Below are 13,831 nucleotides of genomic sequence, written 5' to 3'. Positions count from 1 at the left end.
TATAAGTAATTTTTTATAAATAAACACGTTGAGTGCCTTTTTCTGGTTGAAAAGTAGCTTTACCAAATTCATCCAAAAAATAAGCAATATGATCGGTTTTATCACCCAATAAACGTCCTTTTACTTTATTCCATGTTAATAACGCAATAGTGGCGTCGGGCTCACAACAAATTAACATTGGTTGTTCAAATTCCTGATTCCAAAAGAACTGACCACCATATAATTTATGTGCAGTTAATAATAAATAACAGCCATATTCTTGTGATATCATATTGAGTTGTTCTTCAGGAAGACCAAAGCTTTTATCTGCCATTTCACCAATAATCATTTCAACAACAGTAATACTCTTTTCCGAGTAATCTAATTGATTAATACTCCAAGTTGGGCTATGTAAAATAGCATTTTGAGACCAAGCCTCTATTTCTTGATATAATTCATTTTTTTGTTCAGTCATTTTTATTTACTTCGCTAGTTGATTTTTCTGTTTGCTTGACAATTTGCCATGCATCTTCCATTTCTTCAAGTGTTGCATCAACTAAATTGTGATTTTTTTGTTTCAGCAGTGATTCAACTTGTTTAAAACGCCTAATAAACTTGTTATTAGCATTTTGTAAGCATAACTCCGATTTAACTTTTAGATGTCTTGCCAAATTGACGGTAGCAAACAACAAGTCTCCCATTTCTTCTGCAACTTTTGATTGCTCAATAGTTGATTGTGCTAATTCTTGTTCAACTTCATTAAGTTCTTCTTTAACTTTAGCTATGACTGGTTGTAGTTCAGTCCAATCAAATCCAACTGACGCACAACGTTTTTGGATTTTTTCAGCCTTCATTAATGCCGGAATAGCATTGGGAATATCATCTAATAGCGAATATTGCTCCCGCTTATCACGTTCTTGTTGTTTAAGCTGTTCCCAATTTGGTTTACTCGTATTATTTGAAAAAATATGCGGATGACGACTTATCAATTTATCAGCCACTGATTGACAAATATCATCAAAATTAAACAAACCTTGTTCACTGGCTAAATCCGCATAAAACACAATCTGAAACAGTAGGTCACCCAGTTCACTTTTAAGTTCAACCATATCTTGTCTATCAATTGCATCTAAGACTTCATAAGTCTCTTCTAAAGTATAGGATTTTAACGAGTCAAAAGTTTGTTCGCTGTCCCATTCACAGCCATCAATAGGGTTGCGCAACTTTTTAGTAATATCCTGCAATCGTTTTAATTCGCTTAACATTTTTCTCACAATTGGTTAATGATTAAGAATATAACCAGCATAGCATAATTACGCTGTGACTAATCTTTAATATACAAATTTTATTGTTTAAGAATAAAAATAACTTACAGCAAATAAATCAAGAAAAATGGGCAAAATATGAACTTAATTGTAGAATTAATGGCAGATAAAACATAATTAAGTATATAATAACAGGCTATCAATTTAACTTTAATATATAGGTAGTATGAATAATTTACGAGAACTTACACTACGCGGTACCATTCTTGGTGCTTTAATTACTATTGTCTTTACAGCCTCCAATGTCTATTTGGGCTTGAAAGTCGGATTAACTTTTTCATCTGCCATTCCTGCCGCCGTCATTTCCATGGCTATTTTACGATTATTTTCGGGATCGACAATTTTAGAAAATAATATGGTGCAAACTCAAGCTTCTGCTGCAGGAACTTTATCTTCTGTTATTTTCGTTATGCCTGGTTTATTAATGATGGGATATTGGAGTAATTTTCCTTTCTGGCTAACCTTTTCAGTTTGCGCTGCTGGCGGCATGTTAGGGGTATTATTTTCTATTCCATTACGTCATGTTATGGTAGTGAAAAGTGATTTACCTTATCCAGAAGGTGTCGCTGCTGCTGAAATATTAAAAGCTGGTTCGAAAACTAACGATAAAGAAGCAAATGATGGATTAAAGGATATCGTATTTGGCGGTATTATTGCCTCTACAGTGAGCTTATTTACTAATGGATTTCGTTTATTATCTGATAGCACTGCTTATTGGTTTACTGGTGGTAAATCAATATTTCAGATCCCAATGGGATTTTCATTAGCATTACTAAGTGCTGGCTATCTAATTGGTATTATTTCAGGAATTGCGGTATTAATCGGAACCATTATAGCTTGGGGATTTGGTATTCCAATCCTAAGTGCCCTTACTGATTATGATACTTCCCAACCTCTATCTAAAATTGCAATGGGATTGTGGGCCACAGATATTCGTTTTATCGGTGCAGGTACCATAGCGATTGCCGCAGTCTGGACATTACTGACTTTAATCAAACCAGTTATTGAAGGTTTAAAAACATCGTTAAAAACACTTCGCTCAGATATTTCTGTAAACGATATTGATCGAACAGATAGAGACTTGTCACCAAAAACTATTTTTATGATTATGGCTGGCATGTTAATTATCTTAGTTGCAACATTTTACTCTTTTATTTCTGATAGTGGTTTATCAACTGATATTGCTTGGTTGCTAGTCATTTGTGCAGTTTTATTTGCGTTTGTTATGGGATTTTTAGTTGCCGCTGCCTGTGGTTATATGGCTGGTTTAGTTGGTTCTTCAGCCAGTCCTATATCAGGTATTGCCATTGTTGCTGCTATAGCTATTTCACTAATATTGCTTGGCTTAAGTGAAACACATGGTATGTTATCCTCTGTAGAAGGAACTGACTTTATCACTGCATTAGCCCTATTCACAACTAGTGTTGTGCTATCAATTGCATGTATTTCAAATGATAATTTACAAGATTTGAAAACAGGTTATTTAGTTCATGCTACGCCATGGAGACAACAAGTAGCCCTTTTAATTGGTTGTGTTGTTGGTGCAATTGTCATTGCCCCTATTCTTGAAATACTCTATAACGCTTATGGTTTTACTGGTGCGGTTCCTCGTCCAAATATGGACCCTACCCAAGTATTGGCTGCACCTCAAGCAACTTTGATGACAACCATTGCTAAAGGAATTTTTTCTCATAATCTAGATTGGACAATGATCTTGATAGGTTTAGCGGTAGGCGCAACAGTTATCATCATTGACCTAATTTTAGCCAAAAAGAAAACTAAATTCCGTCTACCTGCTTTAGCTGTCGGACTAGGTATTTACTTACCACCAAGTATTACAATGGCTATATTTATCGGTTCATTATTATCATGGATAGTAAAACGTCAGGCATATGTGAAAGCAGAAAAACTAAATTTAGATCCAGAAACTGAGTTCAAAAAAGTAGATCGTAAAGCATCCTTGATTGCATCAGGCTTAATCGTCGGTGAAAGTTTAGTTGGTGTTATACTTGCCATTGTGATTGTCATTAGTGTCACTAATGGTGGTGGAGATGCACCTCTGGCAATATTCCCTGACTTAGGCAATATGTCTCAATATTTAGGATTATTTGTTTTCATTACGATCTGTTGTCTTATTATTCGCAGATCTTTGTCAGCACTTAAACGATAATATGATTATGATGCCCTTTATCAGGATACTGATAAAGGGTATTTATGACTATTTAAGGTTACGGCCTAAATTAAGTGTTAAGGCAATATTCATTGAGGTTTGATAAAGATTTGCTTTTGCCGTTGCTGATTCTAGTACTTCAGACAAAGTCGCAACTTTACTTAAAATACTAAACATGGCATTAATACCATAAGGATAAATGGTTTCAGCCTTGTCACCCAAACTACCAACAATAGCAATTACTGGTTTTTGGTATTTTTTGGCAATACTAGCAACCCCTACAGGTACTTTACCATTGATACTTTGGTAATCTAATCGCCCTTCACCGGTAATAACTAAATCTGCATTAGAAATAAGCTTATCTAGATTTAGTGCTTCAGTAATAATTTCAATTCCAGGCCTTAATTTAGCATTCATAAACGCTAATAAAGCAGCCCCCATTCCACCAGCAGCTCCCGTCCCTGGGGTAAATTCAATATCCATATTAAAGCTACGTTTTATTACTTGAGCAAAATGTTTCAGATTTTCATCAAGTAAACGAACATCATCTTGTGTCGCGCCTTTTTGCGGACCAAATATAAATGAAGCACCATTCGCACCAGTCAAAGGATTAGTAACATCACAAGCAACTTCGAAATCACAGAATTTAATTCTGTGGTCAATTTCACTAATGTCAATTTTATCAAGCTCGCTTAATGAAGCTCCACCATAACCAATTTGGTTACCGGCTTTATCAAGAAGCTTGACACCTAGAGCCTGTAGCATGCCAGCGCCACCGTCATTGGTAGCACTCCCGCCAATCCCAATAATAAATTTTTTACAACCTTTATCTAGTGCATCTTTGATTAATTCTCCAGTACCATATGAGGTCGTAATTTTCGCATCTCGCTTAGTAACAGGAACTCTTTCAAGACCACTTGCTGCGGCCATTTCAATTACCGCTGTTTGTCCATCTCCTGAAATACCATAAAAAGCCAAACCTTTTTCACCTAATGGGTCAGTAATCGATACTGTGATTTTATTTCCATTTAATGCATCAACCATTGCATCAACAGTACCTTCACCACCATCAGCAACTGGAATCAAAAAGTATTCAGCCTTTGGGTATACGTTTAAAAATCCATTTTTAATTATATTAGCAACCTCAATCGCACTTAGGCTTTCTTTAAAAGAATCAGGAGCAATGACAATTTTCATATTTATCCTTATGCAATTAGTCAAAGTATTGAGTATGTCGCCATACTCAATCTTAACCTTAATTATTTAATTTCTATTTTTGCTAAAGATTCATAGTAACGTGCTAATGCACTATGATCACAATCACCCAGACCATCAGTTTTTAGGGCTTGCATCATTTCCATTACAGATGCAGTTAATGGTAATGATGTTCCAACACCATGAGAAGTATCTAAAGCATTTTGTAAATCTTTGATATGTAAATCAATTCTGAAACCAGGTTTAAAATTACGATTTAAAACCATTGGTGCTTTAGCATCTAGTACAGTACTTCCAGCTAATCCACCACGAATTGCTTGATAAACTAACTCTGGATTTACGCCAGCTTTAGTTGCTAAAACTAATGCTTCTGACATAGCCGCAATGTTCAAAGCAACAATAACTTGATTTGCTAATTTAGTTACATTACCAGCACCAATTTCACCAGTGTAAACCACTGAACCAGCCATGGCTTTCATTATGTCATAATGTTTATCAAAGATAGCTTTATCACCACCTACCATGACCGATAAAGTACCATCAATCGCTTTAGGTTCACCGCCACTCACTGGCGCATCTAACATTACCAATCCTTTTTTAACGACTTCATCATGAATTTCACGGCTTGCCAATGGTGCAATTGAACTCATATCAATAATCGTAGTACCAGATTTAGCACCATCAATTATCCCATCTTCACCTAATACAACCTCTTTTACATGTGGTGAATTTGGTAACATGGTAATAATCACATCACAAAGTTTAGCAACTTCTTTAGCATTTACGGCACTTTGTGCCCCTGCAGCCACTACTTCATCCACTGCAGATTGATTTTTATCACAAACGACTAATGAATAACCTGCTTTTAACAGGTTTTTGCTCATCGGTTTACCCATAATACCTAAACCAATAAAACCAATTTTCATTTTACTCTCCTTTTTTTACGACTAAAATAGTATTCGTTACTTTAAAAACTTATCTGCTAGCGCTTGGGTTGAACTTCTTAATAAACCTAGATCATTACCTACAGCAACGAATGTTGCCCCCATATCAATATAATGATGAACATCAGCTTCTATTGGTGCCAAAATACCGCATGCTTTACCTTGTGCTTTAGCAACATCAAAAACATGTTTTATCGCTGCTTGCACTTCAGGGTGCTTAGGATTACCAAAATGGCCTAATGAAGCAGAGAGATCACTCGGTCCAACAAAAATACCATCAATACCATCAACTGCAGTTATTGCTTCAACATTATTAACTGCTTGTTGAGTTTCAATTTGTACCACAACACAAATATTTTGATTAATTTTAGTAAAATAATCAGTAATAGTGCCAAAGCCATTACTACGATGAGAAACAGAAACTCCTCTTACCCCCTCAGGTGGATAGCGGGTATAAGCTACTGCTGATTTGGCTTGTTCTACTGTTTCTACATATGGGATTAAGAAATTATAAAACCCAATATCAAGTAATCGCTTAATTAAAACTTGATCATTCCAAGCAGGACGAACTATTGGTGCACTACTACTATCTTTTAATGCCATCAATTGCGGTACAAACGTGGTAACATCATTAATCGCATGCTCACCATCTAGCAACAACCAATCAAAACCAGCTAAACCAAGTATTTCTGTTGAAATTGGATTTCCTAAAGCAGCCCAACAACCAATAAGTTTTTTACGTTCTAACATATCTTGCTTAAATTGGTTGTGGCAGGTTATTTTTTTCATAATTTACCTTTTAAATTCTCGAGTTATTTTTGATAATAATAGTTCAATTATCTAACCAAACATGGTTTTTTATTATCAAACTGCCAGCCAGGAATTAAATATTGCATGGCCATTGCGTCATTTCTGTTACCAAGACCCATTTTCTTAAATAACTCATGAGCTTTCATTACTTGATCCATATCAATTTCAATGCCTAATCCTGGTTTTTCAGGAACCTTAATTTTACCATTAATAATTTGTAATGGTTCTTTCGTTAAACGTTGGTTACCTTCCTGCCAAATCCAATGAGTATCCAGTGCAGTTGGATTGCCTGGTGCTGCTGCACCTACGTGTGTGAACATAGCTAAAGAGATATCAAAATGGTTATTAGAATGTGAACCCCATGTTAAACCAAATTCATGGCACATTTGTGCAACACGAACTGAGCCATTCATGGTCCAAAAATGTGGATCAGCTAATGGAATATCAACAGATTGTAACGATAATGTATGTCCCATTTGACGCCAATCGGTTGCAATCATGTTGGTAGCAGTCGGTAAACCCGTGGCCCGACGAAATTCAGCCATGACTTCTCGCCCTGAATAACCTTGTTCAGCACCACAAGGATCCTCTGCATAAGTCAAAGTATTTTTCAAATATTTACCAATACGAATCGCTTCCTCTAATAACCATCCTCCGTTAGGGTCAAGTGTTACTCGAGCATCTGGGAATTTCTTTTTAATTGCTATTACTGCTTCTGCTTCATCTTCTGCTGATAAAACACCGCCTTTTAATTTGAAATCGCGGAAACCATATTTTTCATAAGTAGCTTCAGCCAATTGGGCAATTTTTTCAGGCGTTAGTGCTTCTTCATGTCGTAGGCGATACCAATCACATTTTTCATCATTTTGACTTTGATAAGGTAAATCTGTTTTGTTGCGATCACCGACATAAAATAAGTATCCTAACATTTCTACTTCATCACGTTGTTGCCCATCACCAAGTAATGATGCCACGGTAACGCCTAAATGTTTACCAAGTAGATCTAACATTGCCGCTTCAATCGCAGTAACAACATGAATTGTTGAGCGTTGATCAAATGTCTGATTGCCTCGACCACCGACATCACGATCAGCAAATTGAAGACGCACTCGATTCATCACATTTTTATATTGGCCAATAGATTGACCAACAACTAATGATTTAGCATCTTCTAATGTCTTAGTAACCGTTCCGACGCACGGTACTTCGCCGACACCAATGTTGCCTGAGTTATCTTTTAGGATAACAATATTTCGAGTAAAATACGGTGAATGTGCACCACTTAAATTAAGTAGCATACTGTCATATCCAGCGACAGGATAAACATTCATTTCCGTTATAATTGGCGTTGATAAACTCATAATATTAACCTCTTAAATTTCTTGTATTTCTCTAATTCTGTTTTAACGAACCATGCAAGGTCGTTTACGATCAAACTGCCAACCAGGGATTAAATACTGCATTGCAATAGCATCATTACGTGCACCATTTGCTAATTTTTTATGTAATTCATGAGCATTCATAATTTGTTGCATATCTAATTCAATGCCTAATCCCGGTTTATCATGCAGTTTAATTTTGCCATTACTTATTTCTAATGGATTTTTAGTCAATCTGGCCTGTCCTTCCTGCCATATCCAATGAGTATCAAGTGCAGTTGGATTGCCTGGTGCCGATGCACCAACATGACTAAACATCGCTAATGAGATATCAAAATGATTGTTAGAATGGCAACCCCAAGTTAATCCCCATTCATGACAAAGCTGAGCAACCCGACTTGCACCAGTTAAAGTCCAAAAATGCGGATCTGCTAAAGGTATATCAACAGCTTGTAACATAATTGAGTGACACATTTCTCGCCAGTTAGTTGCAACCATATTCGTTGCTGTTGGTAGACCAGTGGCACGACGAAACTCTGCCATTACTTCACGTCCCGAATAACCATTTTCTGCACCACAAGGGTCTTCGGCATAAGTCAGGACATGGTTAAGCCCTTTACATAATCGTATAGCATCTTCCAATAACCAACCGCCATTAGGATCTAAAGTAATTCTAGCATCTGAAAAACGTTTTTTTAGCTCAGTGACCGTTTCAATCTCTTTTTCACCAGCTAATACACCACCTTTCATTTTAAAATCTTTAAAACCATAGCGATCTTTTGCTACTTCAGCTAATTCTATTACCGACTGAACTGTCATCGCTTCGCGGCGTCGAATGTTGTACCATTCATGACCATTTTTGAGTGGCTGGTCATAAGGTAGATCAGTTTTCTTATCATCACCAATATAAAACAAATAGCCTAAAACAGTTACTTCATCTCTTTGTTTGCCACCACCCAATAATTCAGCCACAGGCACATTTAAAAATTGCCCCATTAAATCTAACAGTGCTGATTCCAAAGCTGCTACAGCATTAACTCGTAGTTCAAATGTCCATGCACCTTTACCAAAAGTATCATAATCAGAATCTAAATAGCCTTGATGCATATCATTTACGATACGGTTAAGAATCGAAATAGGTCTACCTTCAACATGTGCACAAGCTTCCTTCAATGCATTTTCAATTGTTGAACCACCAGGAGCCTCACCAACACCAACATGACCAGCATTATCTGTTAATATAACAATATTACGGGTAAAGTATGGACCGTGAGCACCGCCAATGTTCATTAACATACTGTCATAACCTGCAACAGGTATAACTTGCATTGAAGTAATAATTGGCACTGATTGAGTATTCATACTACGATTCTCCATTTCATAAATTTGTTTTGTTATTATTTAATCCTTTTTCTTTAATTCCATTCGTTTAATTGGACCAACAAGAACTAAATAACTGAAAGCAGCAACAAACGCATGACCGGCAACAAATACTAATGCCCATTCAAAGCGCCCTGTCCATGCCACAATATAACCAATAATAATTGGAGAAATGATACTTGATGCATTACCAAACATATTGAATAAACCACCAGCTAGACCACTCATTTCTTTTGGCGCTGTATCTGCCATTACTGCCCAACCTAACGCACCAACACCTTTGCCGAAGAAAGCCATCGACATAAATAAAATAACTAGTCCAATTGAATCAACGTAATTACACATAATCATAGTCATTGAGAATAGCATACCTAAAATGATTGGTGTTTTACGGGCTATTGATAAAGAATTGGTTTTGCGCATAATGAAATCAGAAATAACCCCACCACTAATTCCACCAATAAAGCCACAAATAGCAGGAACTGCAGCAGCAAAGCCTACTTCTTTAATATTCATTCCACGCTGTGTTGCTAAATAAATAGGGAACCAAGTAATAAAGAAGAATGTTAAACAGTTGATACAATATTGACCTAAATAAACACCAAGCAACATTCTATTGGTCAATAATTGCCATAAATAACCTAATTTTGGACCTTCTTGTTTACCATTGTCTTTTTTCTGATCCATATCAACTAAAGCACCACCCTCAACGATATAATCAACTTCAGCTTGATTGGCTAAAGGATGATCTTTAGGGTTGCGAATAACAAACAAAGTAACAGCACTGACAAAAATACCCAATCCTCCCATAAAGAAGAATACTGATTGCCAACCATACTCATGAGTCAACCAACCCATAATTGGTGCAAAAATAACGGTTGCAAAATATTGTGCAGAGTTAAAAATGGCTACTGCTGTTGCTCTTTCTTTAGCTGGAAACCACGCGGCGGTAATACGGCTGTTTCCAGGGAATGAAGGTGCTTCGGCAAGTCCCATTAAAAAACGGAAGGTAAAAAGCATAATTAGTGCCCAAGCACCAATAAAAAAGTGTACAGTCCCTTGTAATAGAGTAAAAATAGACCAAAATAGAATACTTAAAAAATAAACTCGTTTAGAACCGAATCTATCTAGCAACCATCCTCCTGGTAATTGTCCTATTACATAAGCAATACCAAATGATGACATCACCCATCCCATGGCTGCTGCATCAAATCCTAGTTCCCCCGACATTGCTTTTCCAGCTATACCTAATGTTGCTCTATCGCCGTAATTAATAGCTGTAACTATAAATAAAAAAACGACCGTCATCCATCTGGCGTTAGTCCTTTTTTGTTTGGTTTTGTTTATTTCCATGTTTAGCTCCTAAACTTATAATTTCCTAAATTTAATTATTAAATATAAAAGGTATAGCTGAAGTAGAAAATAAATAGACTTTTTTACGTTTCTAAGATAATCCACTAATAGTAAATAAGTATGGGGGGTTCATCATAAAAATTCATTGGGTAAAAGCACAAAAAATAAGTGCAAATTACATTTATTTATATGCAAATACATAAATTAATGTTACGTTCTTCACAAAAATTTAATAAAACTACAAAATTTTGTGATACAAAGCGACTTTTATGGGTATTTTTATGATATTTAGCTAATTTATGAATTTATAATTGTGAATATGCACAATGCTATTTATTTTATTCGGATTTAAGATATAACGAAGAAATTATGAGAAATGTTATAAAATTTAATTTGCTATTAATTAATATCTAAAAAATTAATTAGCATAATGGGAGTTGAGTAATGGAGAAGCAAATTAACAAGCCGCTCTTTATCAAAATTAAAGAAATTGATAATGTTGCGATTGTTGTCAATAATAATGGATTACCCAAAGGTACAATTTTTGACAATGGACTACAATTAATTGAAGATGTACCTCAAGGGCATAAAGTTGCATTAAATGATATCAACCAAGGACAAGCTATAGTACGTTATGGTGAAATCATTGGTTACGCTAAAAAAGACATTAAACAAGGTAGCTGGATAAATGAAGCTGTAACACTAATGCCAACTGCGCCAGAATTGCATGAATTAGTAATAGCAACGAAAAAAACGGATCCATTACCACCTTTAGAAGGTTATACTTTTGAAGGTTACCGCAACAAAGATGGTTCGGTAGGCACTAGGAATATACTTGGTATTACCATGAGTGTTAATTGTGTTTCGGGCGTTGTTGAATATGTTGCCAAAATTATTGAACGTGATTTATTACCAAAATATCCTAATGTAGATGGCGTCGTGCCATTGACCCATTTATATGGGTGTGGTGTAGCCATTGACGCTCCAGCAGCTATTGTACCAATTCGTTCTATTCATAATTTAGCTAAGAATCCTAATTTCGGAGGCGAAATTATGGTGATCAGTTTAGGATGTGAAAAGTTACAACCAGAGAGACTACTTAAAGGTACTCACGATACCATTCCGATAAAATTAGAAGATGATGACCTTGTTACTTTACAAGATGAACATGGATTTAAAGCCATGGTTGACCATATTTTGCGTGTGGCAGAAAAACACTTACAACGTCTAAATCAACGCAAACGTGAAACAGTGCCTGCATCAGAATTAATCGTCGGAATGCAATGTGGTGGTAGTGATGCATTTTCTGGTGTTACCTCTAATCCATCAGTTGGCTTTGCTTCTGACTTATTAGTAAGATGTGGAGCAACAGTTATGTTTTCTGAAGTAACTGAAGTTCGTGATGGTATTCATTTGCTGACGCCAAGAGCAGCTGATGAAGAAGTCGGTAAAGCACTAATTAGAGAAATGCAATGGTATGATGAATATCTTGCTGCCGGAAAAGTTGATCGTAGCGCCAATACTACACCAGGCAATAAGAAAGGTGGCTTAAATAACATAGTTGAAAAAGCAATGGGATCAATTGCAAAATCAGGCACAAGTCCAATTGTCGAAGTGTTATCTCCTGGTCAAAGACCTACCAAAAAAGGTCTGATTTTTGCTGCAACGCCGGCTAGTGATTTTGTGTGTGGTGCTCAACAAGTTGCATCAGGTATCACATTGCAAGTTTTCACTACTGGCCGTGGAACACCATATGGATTAGCTATGGTACCTGTCATTAAAATGTCTAGCCGTAATATTGTCGCAGAACAATGGTTCGACCTTATTGATATTAGTGCTGGAGATATTGCTTTAGGCGAAGCAACTATTGAGGATATCGGTTGGCGACTTTTCCATTTAATCCTAGATGTGGCTAGTGGGCGCAAACAACCATGGTCAGATCATTGGAAATTATACAATCCACTAGCTATTTTTAATCCGGCACCAGTTACCTAAAAAACAATAAATTACATATAAATATATTATTAATTGCAATTCTAAATACACCTTAATTATTAAAAAATAAAAAGTGTATTTAGAATTTATTCGTTTCTGTCCAACTGTAATCCAATATATAATAATAATCGATCGTCAAATTTGGCTAGATTTAAACCGGTCAAATTAGCAATTTTATTTAATCGATATTCTAATGTATTACGATGAATAAACAGCTCATTGGCCGTATCACCATTTTGTACATTATTCTTAAACCATGTTTGCAATGTTTTTTGCAGTACGCCATTATTATCACCCATCCTTAATTTTTTCAAAGGTAATAATAATTCTTCAGCTTGCCAATCATAACTTAAACCATGTAATAAAACGGGAAGAATAAGTTCTTGGTAATAATAATTACGGATATTCGGCATTCTTTGCTTACCAATTAACATAGTTGTTTTAGCAGTTTGATAAGATTTAACTAATGGATAAGGATGTTGTTCAAAATAATTACCTAATGAAATTCGAATATCTAAATGAGTGGAATCTTTGATGGTAATCACTAATTGTTCTAATTTCTTTTTGTGCTCTAGTAAATCCCATCGACCATAACGATTTAAAGCAGGAATTAAAATAACTAACTCAGTAATAGATTTAATGGCAACTAAATTATGTTGGCTAACATGTTGTATTTGATTTTGTAGATGTTGCAATTCGCTCATAGCAGTATCAATACCTAATTGGCCACTATCGACTTCAATCATGCACACTACCCGCGGTAATTGTAAATTAATATCTAATCGTTTAACCCATTGCACCATACTTTCAGGCAAGACTTCTTTTTCAATTAGAGTAAGAATTAATTCTTCTTTTAAACGATTATCATAAGATAATTCTTGTAATAATTGGGTTTGTTCCATCATCATTTCTGCTGACATACAAACCAATTCACCAAATTGCCTTATATCGGATGGTTCACCAGTTAAACCAATAACACCAACGATACGATTATTAAGTTTTAATGGTAAATTGATACCCGGTTTAACGCCTTTCAGACGTTTAACCATTGTGCCATCAATTGAAACAGTCCTTTTTTGAGATATAGCCAGTATTGCACCTTCATGTAATTCTCCAATACGTTCTAAATCACCACTACCAATAATACAACCATCCCCATTCATTACATTGATATTACAATCAATAATTTTCATGGTTCTGTCAACAATCTGTTGAGCAATTTTGGGGGTTAGGCAATAAGAATTCATTACCATGTTAAATTTCCTATTATCATTTTGCATA

The 13,831-nt window shown here is 35.6% G+C and carries 11 protein-coding genes; 2 read left to right on the top strand and 9 right to left on the bottom strand.

Annotated elements, in window-relative coordinates; translation table 11 throughout:
* Positions 1–13: 13 nt before the first annotated feature.
* On the bottom strand, positions 14–454 hold the full coding sequence (locus H3T83_RS04990) for a hypothetical protein (protein WP_065577652.1): 441 nt from the start codon (positions 452–454) through the stop codon (positions 14–16).
* Entirely contained in the window at positions 447–1,244 is a 798-nt protein-coding gene (mazG, locus tag H3T83_RS04985) for a nucleoside triphosphate pyrophosphohydrolase (RefSeq protein ID WP_198215253.1), read from the bottom strand. The genes H3T83_RS04990 and mazG overlap by 8 nt, the downstream gene beginning before the upstream one ends.
* Positions 1,245–1,470: 226 nt before the next feature.
* Here mazG and H3T83_RS04980 point away from each other — a divergent pair, with 226 nt between their 5' ends.
* Positions 1,471–3,474 (top strand): OPT family oligopeptide transporter, encoded by a 2,004-nt coding sequence (locus tag H3T83_RS04980; RefSeq protein ID WP_198215252.1) that lies wholly within the window; start codon positions 1,471–1,473, stop codon positions 3,472–3,474.
* Positions 3,475–3,522: 48 nt separating this feature from the next.
* On the opposite strand, the gene H3T83_RS04975 is transcribed toward H3T83_RS04980, so the two are convergent.
* From H3T83_RS04975 to H3T83_RS04950, 6 genes are all read right to left on the bottom strand, one after another.
* The gene (locus H3T83_RS04975) at positions 3,523–4,671 is read right to left on the bottom strand and encodes a glycerate kinase (protein WP_065613814.1); all 1,149 of its coding nucleotides are present in this window, start codon (positions 4,669–4,671) and stop codon (positions 3,523–3,525) included.
* 62 nt (positions 4,672–4,733) lie between these two features.
* A complete protein-coding gene (gene garR / locus H3T83_RS04970) occupies positions 4,734–5,615 on the bottom strand; it encodes a 2-hydroxy-3-oxopropionate reductase (RefSeq protein ID WP_198215251.1) in 882 nt (293 codons plus the stop codon).
* 36 nt (positions 5,616–5,651) lie between these two features.
* The gene (garL, locus tag H3T83_RS04965) at positions 5,652–6,422 is read right to left on the bottom strand and encodes a 2-dehydro-3-deoxyglucarate aldolase (protein WP_034900840.1); all 771 of its coding nucleotides are present in this window, start codon (positions 6,420–6,422) and stop codon (positions 5,652–5,654) included.
* Between the two features lie 47 nt (positions 6,423–6,469).
* Entirely contained in the window at positions 6,470–7,804 is a 1,335-nt protein-coding gene (gene gudD / locus H3T83_RS04960; protein WP_198215250.1) for a glucarate dehydratase, read from the bottom strand.
* Between the two features lie 42 nt (positions 7,805–7,846).
* Positions 7,847–9,184, bottom strand: a complete 1,338-nt coding sequence (locus H3T83_RS04955; RefSeq protein ID WP_065577657.1) for an enolase C-terminal domain-like protein — start codon at positions 9,182–9,184, stop codon at positions 7,847–7,849.
* A 39-nt stretch (positions 9,185–9,223) separates the two neighbouring features.
* Positions 9,224–10,555: an MFS transporter gene (locus H3T83_RS04950; RefSeq protein WP_034900846.1), complete on the bottom strand. Its 1,332-nt coding sequence runs from the start codon at positions 10,553–10,555 to the stop codon at positions 9,224–9,226.
* A gap of 456 nt (positions 10,556–11,011) precedes the next feature.
* On the opposite strand from H3T83_RS04950, the gene garD reads away from it, so the two are divergent.
* Positions 11,012–12,550: a galactarate dehydratase gene (gene garD / locus H3T83_RS04945; protein WP_370528010.1), complete on the top strand. Its 1,539-nt coding sequence runs from the start codon at positions 11,012–11,014 to the stop codon at positions 12,548–12,550.
* Between the two features lie 86 nt (positions 12,551–12,636).
* Here garD and H3T83_RS04940 read toward each other — a convergent pair whose 3' ends face one another.
* A complete protein-coding gene (locus H3T83_RS04940) occupies positions 12,637–13,797 on the bottom strand; it encodes a sugar diacid recognition domain-containing protein (RefSeq protein ID WP_086361607.1) in 1,161 nt (386 codons plus the stop codon).
* Positions 13,798–13,831 lie beyond the last annotated feature (34 nt).

It is taken from the genome of Gilliamella sp. M0320, assembly GCF_016101635.1.
GTDB lineage: Bacteria > Pseudomonadota > Gammaproteobacteria > Enterobacterales > Orbaceae > Gilliamella > Gilliamella apis.
This window is presented reverse-complemented; position numbering and strand designations above follow the sequence as displayed.